17 protein-coding genes are annotated in these 20,644 nt (G+C 63.9%); 8 read left to right on the forward strand and 9 right to left on the reverse strand.

Annotated features, from left to right (window positions below; genetic code table 11):
* Positions 1–2: 2 nt before the first annotated feature.
* From SB753_RS02165 to cobJ, 3 genes are read left to right on the forward strand one after another with little or no spacing between them, the layout of a single operon-like run.
* Positions 3–629 carry a precorrin-8X methylmutase gene (locus tag SB753_RS02165; RefSeq protein ID WP_410798749.1) on the forward strand — a complete coding sequence of 209 codons (627 nt, stop codon included), beginning with the start codon at positions 3–5 and terminating at the stop codon, positions 627–629.
* On the forward strand, positions 630–1,370 hold the full coding sequence (locus tag SB753_RS02170; protein WP_020067897.1) for a precorrin-2 C(20)-methyltransferase: 741 nt from the start codon (positions 630–632) through the stop codon (positions 1,368–1,370).
* Complete coding sequence (gene cobJ / locus SB753_RS02175) at positions 1,367–3,124, forward strand: precorrin-3B C(17)-methyltransferase (protein ID WP_410799599.1); 1,758 nt, start codon at positions 1,367–1,369, stop codon at positions 3,122–3,124. Before SB753_RS02170 ends, cobJ begins: the two co-directional genes overlap by 4 nt.
* 14 nt (positions 3,125–3,138) lie before the next feature.
* Here the strand turns inward: cobJ and SB753_RS02180 are convergent, their stop codons facing one another.
* Positions 3,139–5,763, reverse strand: a complete 2,625-nt coding sequence (locus tag SB753_RS02180) for an AAA family ATPase (protein WP_410798751.1) — start codon at positions 5,761–5,763, stop codon at positions 3,139–3,141.
* Positions 5,760–6,902 (reverse strand): exonuclease SbcCD subunit D, encoded by a 1,143-nt coding sequence (locus SB753_RS02185; RefSeq protein WP_392393540.1) that lies wholly within the window; start codon positions 6,900–6,902, stop codon positions 5,760–5,762. Before SB753_RS02185 ends, SB753_RS02180 begins: the two co-directional genes overlap by 4 nt.
* A 256-nt stretch (positions 6,903–7,158) precedes the next feature.
* Here SB753_RS02185 and SB753_RS02190 point away from each other — a divergent pair, with 256 nt between their 5' ends.
* From SB753_RS02190 to SB753_RS02205, 4 genes are all read left to right on the forward strand, one after another.
* The gene (locus tag SB753_RS02190; RefSeq protein ID WP_204521519.1) at positions 7,159–8,439 is read left to right on the forward strand and encodes a DUF445 domain-containing protein; all 1,281 of its coding nucleotides are present in this window, start codon (positions 7,159–7,161) and stop codon (positions 8,437–8,439) included.
* A gap of 164 nt (positions 8,440–8,603) precedes the next feature.
* The gene (locus SB753_RS02195) at positions 8,604–10,553 is read left to right on the forward strand and encodes an AI-2E family transporter (RefSeq protein ID WP_410798753.1); all 1,950 of its coding nucleotides are present in this window, start codon (positions 8,604–8,606) and stop codon (positions 10,551–10,553) included.
* A 190-nt stretch (positions 10,554–10,743) separates the two neighbouring features.
* A complete protein-coding gene (locus SB753_RS02200) occupies positions 10,744–12,516 on the forward strand; it encodes an FAD-dependent oxidoreductase (RefSeq protein ID WP_410798755.1) in 1,773 nt (590 codons plus the stop codon).
* Positions 12,513–12,710 (forward strand): hypothetical protein, encoded by a 198-nt coding sequence (locus tag SB753_RS02205; RefSeq protein ID WP_410798757.1) that lies wholly within the window; start codon positions 12,513–12,515, stop codon positions 12,708–12,710. Before SB753_RS02200 ends, SB753_RS02205 begins: the two co-directional genes overlap by 4 nt.
* A gap of 115 nt (positions 12,711–12,825) precedes the next feature.
* On the opposite strand, the gene SB753_RS02210 is transcribed toward SB753_RS02205, so the two are convergent.
* From SB753_RS02210 to SB753_RS02220, 3 genes are all read right to left on the reverse strand, one after another.
* Positions 12,826–13,800: a 2-dehydropantoate 2-reductase gene (locus SB753_RS02210; RefSeq protein WP_131315719.1), complete on the reverse strand. Its 975-nt coding sequence runs from the start codon at positions 13,798–13,800 to the stop codon at positions 12,826–12,828.
* A 4-nt stretch (positions 13,801–13,804) separates the two neighbouring features.
* Positions 13,805–14,596 carry a class II aldolase/adducin family protein gene (locus SB753_RS02215; RefSeq protein WP_020067906.1) on the reverse strand — a complete coding sequence of 264 codons (792 nt, stop codon included), beginning with the start codon at positions 14,594–14,596 and terminating at the stop codon, positions 13,805–13,807.
* A 99-nt stretch (positions 14,597–14,695) separates the two neighbouring features.
* Positions 14,696–15,895 (reverse strand): aromatic amino acid transaminase, encoded by a 1,200-nt coding sequence (locus SB753_RS02220; RefSeq protein ID WP_408196210.1) that lies wholly within the window; start codon positions 15,893–15,895, stop codon positions 14,696–14,698.
* A 180-nt stretch (positions 15,896–16,075) separates the two neighbouring features.
* Here SB753_RS02220 and SB753_RS02225 point away from each other — a divergent pair, with 180 nt between their 5' ends.
* Positions 16,076–17,017: a LysR family transcriptional regulator gene (locus tag SB753_RS02225; protein ID WP_087754859.1), complete on the forward strand. Its 942-nt coding sequence runs from the start codon at positions 16,076–16,078 to the stop codon at positions 17,015–17,017.
* A 35-nt stretch (positions 17,018–17,052) separates the two neighbouring features.
* On the opposite strand, the gene SB753_RS02230 is transcribed toward SB753_RS02225, so the two are convergent.
* The 4 genes from SB753_RS02230 to SB753_RS02245 all read right to left on the reverse strand — a co-directional run bounded on the left by SB753_RS02230 (position 17,053) and on the right by SB753_RS02245 (position 20,612).
* Positions 17,053–17,871 (reverse strand): helix-turn-helix transcriptional regulator, encoded by an 819-nt coding sequence (locus SB753_RS02230; RefSeq protein ID WP_410798760.1) that lies wholly within the window; start codon positions 17,869–17,871, stop codon positions 17,053–17,055.
* Between the two features lie 121 nt (positions 17,872–17,992).
* Entirely contained in the window at positions 17,993–19,120 is a 1,128-nt protein-coding gene (locus SB753_RS02235) for a hybrid sensor histidine kinase/response regulator (RefSeq protein WP_027804612.1), read from the reverse strand.
* Between the two features lie 9 nt (positions 19,121–19,129).
* Positions 19,130–19,759 (reverse strand): chemotaxis protein CheB, encoded by a 630-nt coding sequence (locus tag SB753_RS02240; protein WP_410798762.1) that lies wholly within the window; start codon positions 19,757–19,759, stop codon positions 19,130–19,132.
* Positions 19,760–19,766: 7 nt separating this feature from the next.
* The gene (locus SB753_RS02245) at positions 19,767–20,612 is read right to left on the reverse strand and encodes a CheR family methyltransferase (protein ID WP_410798764.1); all 846 of its coding nucleotides are present in this window, start codon (positions 20,610–20,612) and stop codon (positions 19,767–19,769) included.
* Between the last annotated feature and the right edge of the window lie 32 nt (positions 20,613–20,644).

A 20,644-nucleotide genomic window follows, 5' to 3' on the forward strand; every position in this document is an offset into this window, starting at 1 on the left:
CGATGCTTGATTACATTCGCGACGGTCAGGAGATCTATCGCCAGTCTTTCGCGACGATCCGCGCCGAAGCCGACCTGTCGCGCATTCCTGCCGACCTCGAAAAACTCGCGGTGCGCGTAATCCACGCGTGCGGGATGGTCGATGTGATCGACGATCTCGCGTTCTCCGAACATGCCGGCACAGCAGGCCGCACGGCGCTCGCGCAAGGCGCGCCGATTCTCTGCGACGCCGGCATGGTGGCGCAAGGCATCACGCGCGCGCGGTTGCCGGTGAACAACGACGTGATCTGCACGCTCACACATGAACGAGTGCCTGCACTCGCCCGCGAACTCGGCAATACGCGTTCCGCCGCCGCGCTCGAATTGTGGCGCCCGCATCTGGGCGGCAGCGTCGTCGTGATCGGCAATGCGCCGACTGCCCTCTTCCATCTGCTCGATATGCTCGACGCCGGTGCGCCGAAGCCCGCGCTGATTCTGGGCTTTCCGGTCGGCTTTGTCGGCGCGGCGGAATCGAAAGCGATGCTCGCAGAGAATAGCCGTGGCGTGCCGTATGTCGTCGTGCATGGCCGGCGCGGCGGCAGTGCGATGGCTGCGGCCGCTGTCAACGCGCTCGCAACGGAGATCGAATAAATGACGGCGCAACAACGTGCAGGGCGTCTATATGGACTCGGTGTCGGTCCAGGAGACCCGGAACTCATCACGCTAAAGGCATTGCGTCTGCTCAAGGCAGCGGCCGTGGTCGCCTACTTCGTCGCGAAGGGCAAGAAGGGCAACGCGTTCAGCATCATCGAGGCGCATTTGCACGACACGCAGCAGCAACTGCCGCTCGTGTATCCCGTCACGACCGAAGCGCTTGAGCCGCCTCTGTCGTATGAAGCGATCATTGCCGACTTCTACGACACTGCGGCTGACATAGTCGGGGCACATCTGGATGCGGGGCGCGACGTCGCCGTGATCTGCGAAGGCGATCCGTTCTTCTACGGCTCGTACATGTATCTGCACGACCGGCTCGCGGCGCGCTACGAGAGCGAAGTGGTGCCGGGCGTCTGCTCGATGCTAGGCGGCGCGGCCGTGCTCGGTGCGCCGCTCGTATATCGCAACCAGAGCCTGTCGGTGCTCTCGGGCGTACTGCCGGAAGACGAACTGCGCCGCCGTCTTGCGGATGCAGACGCCGCTGTCGTGATGAAACTCGGACGCAATTTCGACAAGGTGCGGCGCGTGCTCGGCGAACTCGGACTCGCGCACCGCGCGCTGTACGTCGAGCGGGCGACGATGGGCAACCAGCGTATCGTCCCGCTCGCCGAAGTGGACCCGATGGCGTCGCCGTATTTCTCGCTGCTCGTCGTGCCGGGGGAAAAATGGCAAGGATGATGCCGCCCGCCATCGTCATTCTCGGCGCGGGCGCGCTGGATACCGCGCGGCGCATTCAGACGCTGTATGCGGATTCGCAGGTGCATGCGCTGCAAGGCCGCGTTGAAGCCGACGTCGCGTACGCCGAACTGAGCCCGCATCTGCGCGACCTCTATGCACGCGGCACGCCGATTGTCGCGCTGTGCGCGGCCGGCATCGTGATTCGCTGCGTGGCGCCGCTGCTGTCGAACAAGGGCGCCGAGCCGCCGGTGCTCGCCGTCGCCGAAGACGGCAGCGCCGTCGTGCCGTTGCTCGGCGGCCTTGCCGGCGTCAACGTGATGGCGCGCGAGATTGCCGCCGCACTTGCCATATCGCCTGCAATTACCACGAGTGGCGAGTTGCGGTTCGGCACCTGTGTGCTCAATCCGCCGGATGGTTATGCGCTTGCCGATATCGGCCAGGGTAAGCGTTTCGTGTCGGACCTGCTCGCCGGCGAAAGCACGCGGGTCGAAGGCGACGCGCCGTGGCTCGACGATGCGCAACTGCCGCGCTCGCCATCGGCGCGGCTGGCGATTCGCATCACGCCGCGCGCGTGGAATGGACGCGACGACGAGCTTGTGATTCACCCTCGCAGTGTGGTCGCAGCGGTGACGCTTGAGGCTGTCGCTTCAACGCCCGCACAGGCGAACAGCGCCGCGACATCAACCGCAGACAAGAACGCCGCCCCCGAAATCGCGGCTCGTGTGCGCAACTCACTCGAAGCGCACGGCCTCGCGTCTCTTTCGCTTGCCGCGTTGCTTGGCTCATCGGAACACATGGCAGAACCGGCGCTTGCCGAAGCGGCCGCGCTGCTGAACGTGCCGCTGCGTTTTACGGGTTGCGACGCCGCAATCGGCGAATCACCGGCCAGCCTTTTACGCGCCGCCCTGCGCATTCCCTACGAGACGTTGCACGACGATCATGTGCAAGGCATCGCCCTCGCTCTATCGCCGCTCGCGGTCGATCCCGGCACGATAGGACGGGCGCGCGGCCGGCTGACGGTGATCGGCCTCGGCCCCGGCAGCGCGGAACTGATGGTGCCCGCGGCGCGTAAGGCGCTCGACCAGGCCACCGATATTCTCGGCTATGAGACGTACGTGAAAATGGCCGGCCCGCTGCGCGCCGGCCAACGCGTGCACGGCACCGATAATCGCGAGGAAATGCAGCGCGCGCGCCATGCGTTCGAACTCGCGAGCACGGGACGGTCAGTGGTGATGGTGTCGTCCGGCGACCCCGGCGTGTTCGCGATGGCCGCGGCTGTGCTCGAAGCGCTCGACGCCTCTGAGGACAGCGCTTGGGCCGCTGTCGAGCTCAGCATCGTGCCGGGTGTATCGGCGGCAATGGCTACCGCCGCGCAAGCCGGCGCGCCGCTCGGCCACGACTTCTGCATGCTGTCGCTGTCGGATAACCTGAAGCCCTGGAGCATCATCGAGAAACGCTTGCGACATGCCGCGCAAGCGGACCTCGTCATGGCGTTCTACAACCCGATTTCGCGCGCACGTCCGTGGCAACTCGATAAGGCGCTCGATATCGTTCGTGAATATCGCGCGGCGCATACGCAGGTCGTGCTCGGCCGCGACATCGGCAGACCGGGCGCAACGCTGCGCGCGGTAACCTTAGGCGAACTGCGCTCAGCGGATGTCGATATGCGCACGATGCTGATCGTGGGCTCCTCCACCACGCGCCGCTTCACCAGGGGCGCGCAGTGGGTCTACACGCCGCGCTGGTACGAGTAAGCCACGACGAGTAGCTACGCCGCGGCCTTCATATCGTCGATCGCGCGCTGCCTCACGCCCAGGTCGTCCCACAGTTCCGGATGACAGGTGAACACCAGAATCTGATGCCGCGTGGCAGCGTCGATCAGCGCCCGCTTGATCGCATCCCGCCGTGCGGCGTCGGTATGCACAGCCGCATCGTCGAGCATCAGCAACGTGGGCCGGCCGGACGCCTTCAGCAGATCGGCATACGCGAGCCGCGTGAGAATGCCGAGTTGCTCGCGCGTGCCGAAGCTCAGCGCTTCGAGCGTGTCTGCGCGGCCAAAACGATCGAGCGTCGCGGGACTCAGATCGTCGCCGAGCGCGATGGTCGATTGCGGGAAGATCCGCTTCAGATAGTGGCCGAGCCGTTCCGTCAACGGCGCACGCAATTGGGCGACCGCCGCATCGCGTTCCGCGACGAGCACTTCGTCGAGCAAACTCAACGCGCCGGCGCGCAAGCTCAGCTCCTCTTTGCGGCGGGTGGCCTGTTCCACTTTTGCGTCGAGCGCTGCAAGACGCTCGCCGAGCCCTGACGCGCCCACGGTCTCCAGCTGGCTGCGCAAACGCGCGATGCTGACCTGCCGCTCGTGCTGGTCCTGACGCGCAAGTTCCGCCGACGCGCGATAGCGCTTCGCCTCGGTCGCCGGGTCGTCCAGACGCACGGCTTCGAGTTCGCGCGCCCGCGCTTCGCGCTGCTTCGTCAGCGCCTCGACCTGCACACGTTGTTCGACGATCTTCGCCTGCCACTGCGCGCGGTTGCGGCAGAACGCCGGGTCGCTCAGTTGCGCTTCCTTGCGCTGCAATTGGAGCGCGAGCGATTCAGCCGTCGCAATGCCGGTGGAACGCTTCTCGGTTGCCTCGTTCAGTATCTTGCGGGCACTCTCCAGCGCGGAGGCTGCGATTTCGGCGCTGCGCCGCGCTTCGTCGAGCGGCAGCGCGGCCGAGACGTCGGGCAAACTCGTCAAACGCTCGTTGGCGGCCTGCGATCGCGCGGTGGCCGAAGCCAACGCGGCGCGCAGCGCGTCGATGCCCTGCGGCGCGTACGCTTCCAGCACCTTCGCGTAACTTTTCTGCTGCGCGACGAGCGCCTTCCACTGTTCGTGCCTCGATTCGGCTTCGGCAAGCGAAGCGACGCCGAGCGCTTGCAACAACTGCGCATGCTGCGCTTCGAGCGCGGCGAGTTCCGACAGTCGCGCGGACAGATCCGAAACGCCCGGAATCACGTGCAGTTCACCAAGCTCGCCGAGGCCAATCCGCTTTTCTTCGTCGACACGCAATACGCCCGTGCCGCTGATGGACGCATCGCCCACCGTAATCGCGCCGCTAAGCCGATATTCGATGCGCGTCATGGCCGCTTCGGTGCGCGCACGCAACACGGTCAGCGACGCATCGAGCGATGCAAGGCGCTTGAGCTTCGCCTCGTCTATTTCAAGGGCGGCTGCGGCGCGCGCGGCTGCTACGAGCGCTTCGTTGGCTTCGCTCGCGGCGGCAATCGCCGTTTCGAGCCGTTCCAGTTCAGCACGATGAAGACCGATCTGGTTGCGCAGATCCGCGGCACTCACCGCCGCATTCGCCAGTTCAAGCGCGCGGTTTGCATCGGTAAAAGCCTGCTCAAGTTGCGCGACGCGGGTTGCCGCCTGCGCATATCCGGTTTCGACCGCCGCCACGTTCGCGCGCGCCGTGTCGAGTTGCTGACGTTCACGCATCACCGCTGTTTCCAGTTCCACCGCGGCCTGTTCGTGCTGCAACGGTAGCGCGAGTTCAGCCTCGCTGACTTTCAACGCCTGCGCGAGTTGGTCTACGCTGCGCTCGAGTTCCGCAGCCGCATCGGCGCGTTTTTGCGCGAGCACGGCCTTCTCCTCGTGGAGTTCCCACGGCCGTTTGCGTTCGGTTTCCTCGAAGGCCTGCTGCTGCGCGGCAAGCCGCGCGATGTTTTCATCGAACTGTTCGCGCTGCCGGTTTAGATCGTCACGCTCCGCGATCAGCGCGGCGAGCGCGGCTTCGGCTTCCGCCAGCGGCCCCGTGGATTTCTGCGTGCGTGCGGTCAGCAGTTGCCGAAGCTCGCGTTGCACGGCGGCGATCAACGCATCCTCGCCCGCCGATTCGCGGCTGCCGGACAATTGCGACAACGCATCGCGCAGATACTGCGCCGCGTGACCGGTCGAGTCGCGCATATCCTGCGTGCCGCCCTGCTGCACCCATAGCAGCCCCGGAACGCCCGCGTTTTCTGCCTTCAACGGCCCGCGCGCGGCACGCGAAAAGCCGAGCAGTGCGGCGAGCTTGTCTTCCGCTTCGTCTTCGCCGAAAACGGCCTGGCCGATCTTCAACTCACAGCGCTGACGCGTGACGAACTGCTTCGACAGGCGGCACGCAACGCCATCGAGATCGAAGCTCACCTCGACCGACGGCTGCCCGCTCGCCTTGCCCCAAGGCAGCAATTCCTTCAGATGCGAGGCCTTGTAGCGTTCGAGAAATACCGCACGCACGGCCTCGGCAATCGTGCTCTTACCGGCCTCGTTCGGTCCCACGAAAAGATTGAGGCCGGGCTGCAGGTCGTCGATAAAAAGACGCCCGGTGAACTGTTTGAATTCCTCTATTGCGATGCTCTGAAGCTTCATGCGGACCTCGCTTCGCGCGGCAATTCACGTTGAAACCGCGCCAGCAGCAATAATGCCTCTGCCGCGCGCTTGACCTGTTGCGGGTCCGACTGCGGGTCCTCCTGCATGCCTCGCAAACGCGCGACGACTTTTGCCAGATAGCCGCTTTGCGCGCCGAGTTCTGCGAGATCCTCTGTAGTGGGCAGCACCTGCAAACCGCTCAGATCGACACGCAAGGCACGCACGCGCGCGCGGGTCTCTTCGACGGCGACATGAAGCGCCTCGGCGTCGGCCAGCGCGGCCGTGCCGCTCACCCATACGCGCAGCACGTCGCTGCTGCCCAACGTGGCGAGGCGCGTCTTCAGCGAATCCACATCGGTCGGCACGGAAATCGTTTCGTCCCAGCGATGCCACTGGTATTGCCCGACTCGCACCGCCTCGACCGCGGGCTGTGCGCCGGGCTCGCTCAGCGTGACGTCGAGCATGAAGCCGGGATCGTTCGCGCGAAAACGGTCCTGCTCGTGCGTGCCCGCGTACCAGGTGCGCTCGTCGACGCGAAAGTGGCCGTGCCAGTCGCCGAGCGCGAGATAGTCGAGACGCGCGCTCGCGGCGCGCGTCGGCGAAATCGGGTTCGAGGAGTCGATGCCTTCCTGCAGAATGCCGCTCACGCTGCCATGCGCGAGGCCCACACGGTGATAACCCGCCGGCGTCTCGACGGTATCGAAAAAGCCGGTGGTGTCGTCGTAAGTAATACGCTGCGTGAGCGGCGCGCACAGCACCGCGCAACGGCATGCGTCCAGCAACACGACGCCGGGTGCGAGCACGAGGCGCACGTTGGGCGGCACGCAATTGAGACGCTGCGCACGCGTCCAGACGCTTTCCACGAGCGCCGCGTCGTGATTGCCAGGCAGCATGATCCAGGGGCCCGCGAAGGCTTGCAGTGCGGCGAACAGGCGGCGGATCACCGTATCGGACACCGTCTGCAGATCGAACACGTCGCCTGCCACCAGCACCGCGTCGACCTGGCGCGCGGCTGCTTCGTCGGCGATGCGGCGCACGGTGTCGAAGCGCGCCTGTGCCAGATGCGCGGCCTCCTCCGGCTCGAACTGACCGAACTGCGTGCCGATTTGCCAGTCTGCGGTATGCAGAAACCTGATCACTGTGCCTCCCATTGCGTTCAAATGCATTGCCGCGCGGCGCATGCTGCTCAGGCCGCCGCGGTTCAACCCTCGATGTTACCGCGCCGGCGGCGCAAACAGCGACCGATACGGCCGGATCGCGCTCAAGCGGCGCGATGCCGCGCTCTTCAACGTCATTCGCCATCATCCGGCATCATTCAGCGCGGCTCGACTCGCCCTACACACCGCGCGGCGCGCGGCGCTAAACTCGCGTTTCCGGACCCTGGCTCTCTCGCCGATGAATAAAGCACTCGAACTGAAGAAGGCCAAACGCACGCCGCTGCTGCTCCTTGCCGCGGCGGCCTGCGTTTTCGTCGTCACGGCATTGATGCCGCGCGGCGTCTGGATCGACGGTATCAAGGCGGTGGCCGAAGCCGCGATGGTCGGCGCGCTCGCCGACTGGTTCGCAGTCGCTGCGCTGTTCAGGCGCGTGCCGATTCCAGTGGTATCGGCTCACACGGCGATCATTCCGCGCAACAAGCACAAGATTGCCGACAACCTCGCCGTGTTCGTCCAGGACAAGTTTCTCGACGTGCCGTCGCTCGTCGGTCTGATCAAGAAGCACGATCCGGCACAGAGCATCACGCGCTGGCTGACCGAGCCCGCCAACACCGCGCGCCTCGGCAATTACGTCGTGAAACTGACGAGCGGCATTCTCGATCTGACCGACGACGTGCGGATTCAGGTGTTCATCAAGGACGCATTGCGCGATGTGCTCGCCAAGGTCGACCTCTCGCAGTCAATGGGCTCGATTCTCGACACGCTCACCAAAGACGGCCGCCACCAGGAACTTCTCGACGCGGGCATCGAACAGGTCGTCGCATTGCTGCGCGAACCGCAGGCGCGCCAGTTCATTGCGGAACGTATTGTCGATTGGGTCAAGAGCGAATATCCGAAGATGGAAAAAATCCTGCCCTCCGCGTGGCTCGGCGAGAAAGGTGCCGAGACTATCGCGAACGCGGTGAACCGGATGCTCGAACAGGTCAGCGAAAACCCCACACACCAGTTGCGCCAGAAGTTCGACGACGCCGCGCACAAGCTGATCGTCAAGCTGAAAAGCGATCCGGCCTTTCTGGAAAAAGGCGAGGAATTCAAGCGTTATCTGGTGGAAGGCGAAGCGCTCGCCTTGTATGTGAAGGACATGTGGGGCGAACTTCGCGCGTGGCTCAAGCGCGATCTGCAAAGCAGCGAATCGGCGTTGCATGCGCGAGTCGTCGCGGCGGGCCAATGGGTGGGCCGCGAACTCGCGAACGACCCGGCGCTGCGCCAGTCGCTAAACGATCACCTCGAAGACGCAGCACGCGCAATGGCGCCCGAGTTCGCGCAATTCCTCACACGGCATATCAGCGACACCGTGAAGAACTGGGACCCGCATGAGATGTCGCGGCAGATCGAACTGAACATTGGCAAGGACCTGCAATATATCCGCATCAACGGGACCGTGGTCGGCGGCTTCATCGGCCTGCTGCTTTATGGAAGCTCGCTAGTATTCGACTTGCTGCGCATGCATATCGGCTGAGCGGGCAGTTCTGGCGAACCGCGACGCAAAGCGCCTACAATCCGGGCATAGGGTTTGCTCAGCCGCAGTGGCCCATACGGCACCGTGCCGCCGCCGCATCTACCGCGCGCGAGACTACAAGCGACCGCGGACGCGGCCGCGCCACTCAAACGGACAGTGTGCTCATGAAAATATCCTTACCGCCGCATGGGCGGTCGAACCGCGTTTATCCGCCCGCCGCTCCGAGTTTGCATGGTCTCGCGTCGGTGATTACCGGCGTGGTGGTGGTCTGCGCGCTTTACTTCGGCCGCGCGGTGCTGATTCCGATCACGCTCTCCGTGCTGCTCAGTTTTCTGCTCGCGCCGCTCGTGCAGATGTTGCGGCGGCTGCATATGGGCCAGTTTCCGTCCATTTTCATCGCGGTGCTGTTCGCCCTGGCCGCACTGCTCGCCGTGGGGGCGCTGATCGGCGCGCAGCTCGTTCAACTGGCGGGCGACCTGCCGCAGTACCAGGTCGCCATCGAACGCAAGATCGAAACCGTGCAGGAGAAAACGATCGGCCGCGCCGATTCGCTGATGAGCCGCGCGGCGGCCACGCTGCAACGCGTTGCGCCTTCGAAGCCGCCGCCGCGACCCACTGGCCGGGCCGCGCGCAACGCCCCTGCTGTGCCCACGCCTGTCGAAGTCCACGAGCCTTCGCCCACGCCGTTGCAACTCGCGCAGCGTGCGCTGTCGCCAGCCATCGCGCCGATTGAAACCACCTTCATCGTGCTGGTGGTCACGATCTTCATTCTGCTGCAGCGCGAGGACCTGCGCGACCGCCTGATCAGCCTCTTCGGCTCTCGCGATTTGCATCGCACGACGACAGCCATCAACGACGCCGCGGTGCGCCTGAGCCGCTATTTTGTCGCGCAACTCGGCGTGAACCTGAGCGCAGGCGGTGTGATTGCCATCGGGCTCGCTATCATCGGCGTGCCAGGCGCGTTGCTGTTCGGCGTGATAGCGGCGCTGCTGCGCTTCGTGCCATATATCGGCATCTGGATCGCGGCGATTCTCGCGGTGTTTCTCGCGGCAGCCATCCAGCCGCAATGGACGATGGCGGTCTACACACTGATTCTTTTTATCGTCGTGGATGTGGTAGCCGGGCAGATCGCGGAGCCGCTGCTATATGGCCACCGTTCGGGGCTGTCGCCGCTCGCAGTGGTTGTCGCGGCGATTTTCTGGAGCTGGCTGTGGGGGCCGATCGGCCTCGTGCTGTCCACGCCGCTCACGCTGTGCGTCGTCACGCTTGGGCGCTATGCCGATCGTCTGAACTTTCTCACGGTGCTGCTCGGCGACCAGCCGGCGCTCACGCCCGCGCAGAATTTCTATCAGCGGCTTCTTGCGGACGATCCGCATGAGGCGATCGTGCAGGCGGAGCGTCTGCTGCGCGAGATGTCGCTAATCGACTACTACGACACCGTCGCGCTCGAAGGGCTCAAGCTCGCGCGCAACGACGCGATGCGCGGCGTGCTGATGCCGGACCAGTTGGCCCGCGTGAACGAAGCGCTGGTGGACATCGTCGAAAATCTGGAAATCGCCGATGGTCTGCCGGACCGGCTGATCCGCGCCGAGTCTCCAGAAGCGCTCGTCGCGGCTTCCTCAGCGGATCTTTCCGAGCGGCACGACAGTGCGGCGCGAGCGCATGCTTCACCACAGAGTGACAGCGAAAAAGCGGCGGTGCTCTGCGTGCCCGGACGCGGCGCGTTCGACGAAGTCACGACGGCCATCGCGGTGCAACTGCTCGGACGCTTCGGTTTTTCGCCGATCATGGCGACGCACTCGGGCTATCGCAGCGCGCACGCCGACGAGCCGAGCTACAAGAATGCGCCGATCATCTGCATCGTCACGCTCGACGCTCCGGAATCGCCGCCGTATCTGCGCAATATGCTTCGACGCACACGCCAATGGCGGCCGAGAGCGGCACTCGTGGTCGGCGTCGGCGGCACCGCGGAAAACGGGCATGAGACCGGAGCGGGTGCGACTGCCGCTTCACATTCGGCACCGACCTTCCGCGCGATGATCGAGGAATGCCAGTTGGCCGCGTCGTCGCTGCACACGCGTCAGCATTCGCACGTGGCGAGCAGCGCGGATTGAGCACGGTGATGGGCCAACCGCACGCCCGTTAGCGTGGATCGAATCGTGGCGCGCCTGTACCCAAAATGAGGACAGGCGCGCGTAAGCTCTCCTCCATACTTCGCTCATCGCTTCTTTCGTATCGCCGCGCGTCTAAAACACTCACAGGCGCGGCGCACCGGAAAACGCGGCGAAAATCGAGGAGACATGCATGACGCGCAGTTTCAAACCCTACCCCTTTGCGCCGCGCCATTACGAGGGCGCGGCGCCCCCGCTCATCGACGGAAACGATCCCGTGCGGCGGCCCGTGGCGATAGTCGGCGGCGGGCCGGTCGGCATGACGCTCGCGCTCGCCCTCGCCCGGCAAGGCGTGCGCTCGGTGCTGATCGAGGCCGACGACAGCGTATGCACCGGCAGCCGCGCAATCTGCATTTCGCGGCGCAGCCTGGAAATACTCAAGCGCCTTGGCGCCGTGCAAGGCTTCCTGCAAAAAGGCCTGCCGTGGACGGGAGGCCGTAGCTTCTATCGCGACACCGAAGTGTTCCGCTTCACGATGCATCACGACGACGAGCAATCGTTGCCGCCGATGATCAACATCGCGCAATACCAGATCGAGCAGTTCCTGCTCGACGAACTGGAGCGGCATGCGGATCTGATCGACATCCGCTGGCAAACTCGTGTGACCGGCATCGAGCAATCCGACGGTTCCGACGCGCAGCGTGGCGCAACACTCGCGCTGCGCACCGGCGACACCGCGTGGCGCATGCACGCCGACTGGGTCGTCGCGTGCGACGGCGGGCGCAGCACCGTACGTGAAGCGCTCGGTCTGAAGCTCACCGGCACCACGTACGAAGGACGCTACGTGATCGTTGATATCGCCTTGCACAGCGAGCGCGCGACCGAACGTCTCGCCTACTTCGATCCGCCGTCGAATCCGGGTTCCACGGTGCTCGTGCACAAACAGCCGGACGACGTTTGGCGTATCGACTATCAGCTTCGCGACGACGAAGACCCGCAGGCGGCCATCGAGCCGGATAACGTAATTCCACGCGTTCAGAGCGTGCTCGACGCAATGGGCGAAACGGGCGAATGGTCGCCGATCTGGATCACGGTCTACAAGGCAAACGCGTTGACATTGGAGCGTTATCGCCACGGCTCGGTACTGTTCGCCGGCGACGCGGCGCATCTTGTGCCGATCTTCGGCGTGCGCGGCGCCAATTCGGGCATTGACGACGCCGACAACCTCGGCTGGAAACTCGGCTGCGTGGTCAACGGCATTGCATCGCCCGATCTGCTCGACAGTTATAGCGACGAGCGCGTGTTCGCCGCGCGCGAGAACCTGAGCTACGGGATGAAAAGCACCGAGTTCATGGCGCCGCCCACGTTCGGGTTCGAGTTGATGAGAACAGCGGTGCTTGGGCTCGCCGAACATCATCCCGCTGTGCGGCCGCTGATCAATCCGCGGCAAACGCACCCGATCGCGTATGTCGAATCGCCGCTCAATCGCGTTGCAGCAGACGGCGTGCACGCAACCGGCGCAGTGCCCGTGGCGAGCCGATTTGCCAGCGGTCCCGCGCCTGGCAGCGTGTTACCGGAGTGCAGGCTGCGGCGCATTAGCGACGGCAAGACGGTCGATATGCACGTTACCGATCTGCTGGCACCCTGTTTCACGGCGCTGCGCTTCGGCATGGATGCTTCGCAAGATGCCGAGTGGCAACGCATACAGGACGATCTGAAGAGTCGTGCGATTCCATTCAACACGATCACCGTCGTCGACACGAACGTCAAGCTGGGTGCAGACAGCACTGCCGTTATCGATCACAACGGCCGCCTGCATCACATGCTCGACGCAACACCGGGCACCGTCTATCTGATCCGCCCGGATGGCCATGTGCTCGCGCGCTGGCGCGACGGCACGGCAGCCGCGACACACAGCGCGCTTATCGCCGCACTGAACATTCGGAGCAAGGAGAGACAGTCATGACCGATAGCGATCTCGAGCGCATCTATACGACGCTTTGCCAGAACATCACGGCCGAAGGTGAAGCGCAGGCACCGCTCTATCTCGCCCGCCTCGCACTGCTCTGCGTGACCGAACTCGATGACACGCAACGGGCTTTGTCTTTGATCGAGGCAGCTCGCCTGCCTTCGCCGAGGGCAGTCACGGCGGCGACATAGGTTGAAGAGAGCACGACGAACCAGGCGCAAAAAAAGCCGCCGCGACTTGACCCGCGGCGGCTTTCAGCTTCAGCGAAGCACCACTGCTATATCTGCCAGATCGGCTATATCGGCTTCAGTACAAACCCAGCGTGCTCGCATGCAAACGCGCGAGACCGAGCAGCGCGTCTGTGTATGGCGTTTGAACACCGGTCAGTTGTCCGAGTTCGCGCACCGCGCTCACGAGTGCGTCCAGTTCCACGGGCTTGCGCGCCTCTACGTCTTGCAGCATCGACGTTTTCATCGCCCCGAGTTTGAGCGTGACCGCGTGCCGGTCCTGCGGCGCCTGATCGATCGGAATGCCGAAGCGCGCGCCGATCTCCTTCGCTTCGAGCATGATGCTCGTGACGAAGTTGCGCACCAGTTCGTCGCTGAGAATGCGGTCGGTGGTCGCGCCGGTCATTGCGCTGATGGGGTTCATTGTCATGTTGCCCCAGAGCTTGTACCAGACATCGCGCTGGATCTGCTCCGACATCGACGCATTGAAGCCGGCTGCGACGAGCGCTTCAGTCAACGCTTTGACGCGTTCGCTCGGCCGGCCGGCAGCCTCGCCGACGATCAACCCATTGCCCTGATGATGCCGGATCACGCCAGGCGCCTCGACGAGGCAGCTCGCATGCACCACGCAGCCCACCGTCTGCTCGCCCGGAATCGCCGCGGCGATGGCGCCGTCGGGATCGACCGACTTGAGCCGCTTGCCCGCGAAATCGCCGCCGAGCCCGTCGCAGAACCACCACGGCACGCCGTTCATGGCGGTGAGCACGAGGGTTTGCGGCCCGAGCAGCGGCGCGATATGCGCGGCCACCGACGCCATGGCAGGACCCTTTACCGCCACCACCACGAGATCCTGAACACCGAGTTCCGCGGGATCTTCGGCTGCTCTCACGCGAACCGTCTGCGTCTCGCCGCCTTCGATCAAACGCAGGCCATGCTCGCGCAACGCGGCGAGCGTCGCGCCGCGCGCCACCACACCGATATCGTGGCCCGCTTGCGCGAGCTTCACGCCCATCCATCCGCCAATTGCGCCTGCGCCGTAAATCACTGCTTTCATTGATTCATTCCTTGTAACTCGCGTCGATGCGTTCCACGCGACGCACCAGCGCATCGTACACATCCTGCCCCGCGCCGTGACGCGGATCGAACTGGAGCGCGTCGCGCGAACAGCGGATCGCCACTTCTTCGGGGACCGGCCGCGCCTTGCCCATCGAGAACGTCGCCATCTGAATTTCGCACGCGCGGTTCAGTGTCCAGAGAATCGCAAAAGTCTGCGGCAACGTGCGGCCCCACGCAAGCAGTCCGTGGTTGCGCAGAATCACCGCCTGCCGGTTGCCGATATGTTCGACGAGCCGCGGCCCTTCTTCCGCATGCACGGTGATGCCCTCGAAATCGTGATACGCGATCCGGTCGTGCAACTGAGCGCTGTAAAAATTGGTCTGCTGCAAGCCGTCTTCGAGACACGCCACCGCGACGCCCGCCGTGGTGTGTGTATGCATCACGCAATGGGCGTCGGGCACGCCTTCGTGGATTGCCGCGTGCACGACGAAGCCGGCCGGATTGACGGGATAACGCGAGTCGTCCAGCACGCGGCCCTGCGCGTCGATCTTCACGAGATTGCTCGCCGTGACTTCGCTGTAGTGCAAGCCGAACGGATTGATCAGAAACTGCCGCTCGCCGCCGCTTACGCTTTCCGGCACACGCAACGTGATGTGGTTGTAGATCATCTCGGTCCACCCGAGCATGTCGAAAATCCGGTAGCACGCAGCCAGCTGAACGCGCGACTGCCATTCGTCGGGGTGCATTCCGGTGCTCTTCGGCGCACTCGCCGCTGGCATATCAAGTGTCGTCATCGATCTCTCCATGGTTATCTGCTGGCTGCAAATGTGCGTATCTGACGTTGTGCGCCGCCGTTGTGCGTCGCCGTTGTGCGCCGCCGTTATGCGCCGCCGTTACGTGCCGGACACGACCGCGGCAATGGACGATGCGACGTAGTCCGCATTGCGCGCATTCAAGCCTGCTACGCACATGCGCCCTGAGCGCAAAACGTACACCGCGTGTTCGTCGCGCAAACGCTCGACCTGGCTTGCGGTCAAGCCCGTATAGGTGAACATGCCGCGTTGCGCGACGTAACGCGCACGCATCACTTCGTCGACGCGGCCGGCGAGCCCCGCGTGAATCGTGCCGCGCATCGCAAGAATGCGCTCGCGCATGGTGGCGAGTTCCGCTTCCCACGAAGCGCGCAACGACACATCGGACAGCACGTTCGCGACGAGGCGCGCGCCGTGCGTCGGCGGATTGCTGTAGTTCGCGCGCACGGCGGACATCAGCTGACCGAGCACGCGGCTCGCTTCGTCGGCGTCCTTGCAGACAACGCTCAGTGCGCCGCACCGCTCGCCGTACAGCGAAAAATTTTTCGAGAACGAATTGGCAGCGATCAGCGGTACGCCGGCCTCAGCCAGCATACGGACGCAAGCGGCGTCTTCTTCGAGGCCCGCGCCAAAGCCTTGGTAAGCCATATCGACAAACGCGATCAGCTTGCGACGCTGCAGCACCGGCACGAGTTCGGTCCATTGCTCGACGCTGAGATCGACGCCGGTGGGGTTGTGGCAGCACGCATGCAGCAACACGACACTGCGCTCGGGCAAACGGTCGATGGTGTCGATCATATCGGCGAAACGCAGGCCGCCCGTCTGTTCGTCGTAATACGGATAGGTGTTGACCGTTAGGCCCGCGCCCTCGAATACGACGCGGTGATTCTCCCAGCTCGGGTCGCTGATCCACATTTGCGAACCCGGGAAATAGCGTCGCAGGAAATCGGCGCCGACTTTGAGCGCGCCAGAGCCGCCAATGGTCTGCAACGTCGCGATGCGGCCTGCGGCGCGTGCTTCGCTGTCTTCGCCGAATACCAGCGCCTGTGCGGTCTCGCGATAGAGCGGCAAGCCCGCCATCGGCAGATAGGAACGCGGACCGATTGCGTCGAGCAACGCCGTTTCTGCGCGGCGCACCGCGTCCATGACGGGCAGCTTGCCGGCGTCGTCGAAATAGATGCCGATGCTCAGGTTGACTTTGTTCTGGCGTGGATCGAGCTGGAAGTCTTCGTTGAGACTCAGAATCGGATCGCCGGGATAAGCGGGGATATGTTCGAACATGGCATTTCCTTGAAAGGAGCCCTGAGATGTTGCGCCGACATTGCGTCGACGGCCGGGCGAGACTGAAAGTCTAAGCGTCTTTACGTGCTCCCGTCGATTGGGACAAGTGTCGACGAACGCACCCCAATCCACAATCAACGGATTTTTCACGATTCGTAAGTTTTTCTTTAGAATCGGGCAATGGCACTTACTCGCATCACCATCCGTCAATTTGAGGCGTTTCTCGCCATTGTCGATCTTCAAAGCATCGGCGCGGCGGCGCAGCGGCTCGGCCTCACTTCGTCGGCAGTCAGTCAACTGCTCGCCGAGCTTGAAACGGAACTGGGCTTTCGCCTGTTCGACCGGACCACGCGGCGTGTGAATCTGTCGAGCGCGGGGCAAGACTTCCTCGCGTCGGCGGAATCGGTATTGCGTCACGTGCGCGCTGCCGCCCAATCCGCCGACGATATCCGCAACCGCGCGGCCGGCATTGTCCGGATCGGCGCGCCGCTGGTGCTGGCGTCCACTGCGTTGCCGGAGGCGATCGCCGAGTACGCGCGCGACAAGCCGAAGGTGGTCGTGCGCATTTGCGACACGGTGGTCGAGCAACTCGTGGAGCGTGTGGAGAGCGCGGACGTGGACCTCGCGGTTGGCCCCGACAGGCCAAGCGGTGCACGCGTGCGCCGCGACTCCGCATTCGCAAGTCCGTGGGTGATGTGGTGCGCGCCGTCGCATCCGCTCGGCACGCGAAGGCGTGTGCAGTGGCAGCAGTTGCGCGATATACCTATCGTCGCTACAGGCCGCGATCACGAACGCGCGGTCGACCAGATGCTTGCAAACCTGCCGGTCGAGGCACGCATCGTTCCAGTCGATGTGGTGGACAACGTGACGACCGCTTTCGGCATCGCTTCGCGCGGACTTGCGGTGACGCTCGCGCCGGCCTACGTCGCGCCGCTTGCGCGCACTTTCGGGCTGATCATGAAGCGGATCGTCGAGCCGGAGACCATCCGCGAGGTTTGCGTGTATCGCTCGACCGAACGCGCGCTGTCACCGCCTGCGGCCGGCTTTGCTGATTTCCTGTTGCCGTGGCTCAAACGCTGGGACCGCGAGACGCAAGCCGATGCGCGCGCGAGACGCGGTTGAAAAAGCGTTGAGTACGGCTCGGCAAGATGCCAATCTCAGCCACGTTGAGGCGCTAAGCACAGAGCGAACAGTTGCCTCTGACTGGAAATGCCAAGCCGCGCGTATGCACGCTTCTGATAAGTGATAACGCTCGTGGGCTTGACGCCCATTTGCGCGGCGATCTCGACCGCTGTCGCGCCTTCGAGCGTGCCGCGAAGCACGTCGAGCTCACGTGGCGTAAGCGCGGGACAGATTCGTCTGACGCGTGCAAGCATGGCCGCTGCCGGGCCTTCCTGATGCTGCCCATGAAGCGCGTAATGCCCTTTCGCAGCGTGCGCAAACAGATGCGCGAGGCTCTCGACCCGTTCCAGCTCGCCCGCGCTGAACGTGCCGTACGCGCGGTCACGGTATAGATTGATGGACAGCCACACGTTTTCCACGGGCTGCAGGAGCAGCGACAAGCGGTCGGATACGTTGGGCTGCGAGTAGCACGCTGCGCGATACGCTTCGTTCGGGATTTCTTCGCTTTGCTGCTGATGCAGAACTAGCGCGTCGTTCGATCGCGCACCGCGCGCGTTTCCGATGATCGCCCTATTGCCGTCCAGTGCATAAAAGTGCGTCGAGTAGCGGTCAGCAACGTCGCGCAGAAAACGTCCGCCCCGATGATCGGCGGCGGAAATAGTGCGCGGTCGCGCGTCGAATTCGTACGCAAACACGGTGCACTGCGAAACCGGCAGCATATCGCCCACGGTTTTGAGCATGCTGGCGGCGAGCGAGTCGGCGTCGCTGTGCGAAATCGACATGACGAGCTCGGCCGCACGCGCGGTGCTGACCTGTTCGCTTCGATGCGGCGGGGAAATGCGCCATGAACGCATGATGGCTTCGTGCTCGCGCGGCGTGGATTGTGTTCCGCCAAGCGTAGCACAGCGCGGCGCTGGTATCGACGGCCGTATTCGCAGCGCCGTTGCCGCGTATGCGCCGCATTTATCTTCGCGCTTATTTTCCTGAAAACGAGCCGCGTTGCAGCGTCACCATTCGCGGGAGTTCGATCGTGAAGACCGTGCCGTCCGCTTCGTCCGACTTCACGCTGACGCCACCGCCGTGCATCCGCGCAATCTCCTGCACGATATGCAGACCGAGCCCGAGGCCTTCGCGTGAGCGGGAGCCGCTGTTGTTCGGGCCGAATGCCTTGAACAGATGCGGGAAAACTTCAGCGGGAATGACGCCGCGATTGGCGACCTTCAGGCGGACGCAGTCGGCGGCTTCGCCGTCCACCTCGACGCTGACGTCGCCGCCTTCCGCGCCGTGATGCAGCGCGTTGCTCACCAGATTCGACACTGCCTGCCAGACGAGATCCGTATCCCATGCGCCGGCCGTGTTACCGCGGCTCGCGAACACGATACGCTTGCCGTTCTCGCGCGAAGTAAACTCGTCGATGACCGATCTGCATAGCGTCGCGAGTTCGATCGAACGAGGTTGCAACGGCAGACGTCCGCCTTGCAGACGCGCGAGGTTCAGCAACTGCTCGACCATGCGCGCCATGCGCAGCGAACTGTTTTTCACACGCGCGGCAACCGTTGCCGATTGCGGGTCGGCAGCGGTGCGCATCAGATATTCCGCAGACGCGAGCACCGCGCCGAGCGGCGTACGCAGATCGTGGCTAAGCACCGCCATCAACATCTCATTCGCTTCGAGCATCTGACGCGTGGTCACGAGTTGCGCGGCAAGCTGGCGCTTCTGCTGTTCGAGCTGAACGAACACGTCCACCTTCGATTGCAGAATGCGCGGGTCGAACGGCTTGTAAAGAAAATCGACTGCGCCTGCTTCATAGCCGCGAAACGTGCGCGACGCGTCGTGCGCGGTTGCCGTCAAAAAGATGATCGGCACATGTGTCGTGCGAGGGCTGCCGCGCATCAGCGCCGCCAGTTCGAAACCGTTCATGCCGGGCATGTTGACGTCGAGAATCGCGAGCGCGACTTCGTGCTTGAGCAGCAGATCGAGCGCGGCGGTGCCGGAATCGGCCACCAGCACGGCGACGTCTGGCCGTGTCAGCAACGCCTTGAGCGCAGTAATGTTGTGAGCGATGTCGTCGACAATCAGAATGTTCACGGGTGGGTTCGACATGGCATCGGGTCAGAGAGAGGCCGGCAGAGCTGCAAGCTGCCGTGCCATTGTTTCGGGAGAGAAGATGTAATCGGCCGCACCGCGTTCAATTGCGGTACGCGGCATTTCCGGCGAAGTGGCGGTGTCCGGTGCCTGCACCCACGTAAGGCCGCCGAACGCGCGCACTCGCTGCAGACCGCGCGCGCCGTCGTCGTTGGCGCCGGAGAGCAGCATGGCCAGCAATTGATCGCGGTAGACGCCCGCCGCGGACTCGAACAACACGTCGATGGAAGGCCGGGAGAAGCGCACTGCTGCATCCGTTGACAGTGCAACCGTCCGGTCCACTTCCACCAGCATGTGATAGCCGGGCGGTGCTACATGCACGCGGCCCGGCATGATCTGTTCGCCCGCGTCGGGCTCGACCACGGGAAGCAGGCAGCGGTGCGCCAACGCGTGAACGAGATAGCTCGGCGGATCGGGCGGCAGATGCATGACGACCATCACGGCGGGCGCAAAGCTCGCTGGCAGCGAGGCAAGCAGCAGGTTGAGGACTTCCATGCCGCCTGCCGAGCCGCCGATCAGGACGAGCTCGCAAGTGCGCCCATTTCGCGCGCCTCGCGGAGCGTCTTCGGGCGACTGGATCGTTGTGCGTGGGATCACGGTGGTTTCAGCGCTTCTGGTAAATACGCTCGCCCGGACGAAACTCGTCGAAGGCTTCGTAATGGCTTGAAAAACGCAGCGTCTCCTTGCTGCCCAGGCCGAGAAAACCGCGCCGTACCAGCGCATTCTGGAAGAGCCCCAACGCGCGGTCCTGCAAACCGCGATCGAAATAGATCAGCACGTTGCGGCACGACACGAGATGCGCTTCGAGAAAGACCTCGTCGGTCGAGAGGCTATGGTCGGCGAACACCACGCGGCCTTTAAGCGAACCGGCAAAGCGCGCACCGTTATAGGCCGCGTGATAATAGTCCGACAGCGAGCGCTTGCCGCCGGCCGCGAGGTAATTCTGCGTGAAGCCCTGAACGCGATCCAGCGCGTAGATTCCGGCTTCGGCGCGCGCGAGCGCGTCCGGGCTGATATCGGTTGCATAGAACAGCGTGCGCTCGGTCAAGCCCTCTTCGTCGAAGAGGATTTTTAGCGACCATAGCTCCTCGCCCGTGCTGCAACCGGCCACCCACACCTTGATGGACGGATACGTGCGAAGACGCGGCAGCACATGCTCGCGCAGCGCGAGAAAATATGCAGGATCGCGAAACATGTCGCTGACCTGCACAGTGAGGTATTGGAACAGCCGCGAAAACTGATCGCTATCGCGCATGATGCGGTCCTGCAATTGCGATAACGTGCTCAATCCAAATTCATCCAGTGCCTGAGACAGACGGCGACGCAGCGACGACATCGCGTAGTGACGGAAATCGTGCTGATATTTGAGGTAGATAGCCTCCAGCAGCAATTTCAACTCGATGTCGAAATCGCTCATGCGTTGCCGTGCGTCTAGTTCGAACTGGCTCATTGCTGTTTCCGTGTCTGGACCGTTGTCTCAGC

It is taken from the genome of Paraburkholderia sp. SIMBA_053 (assembly GCF_046534895.1).
GTDB lineage: Bacteria > Pseudomonadota > Gammaproteobacteria > Burkholderiales > Burkholderiaceae > Paraburkholderia > Paraburkholderia caledonica.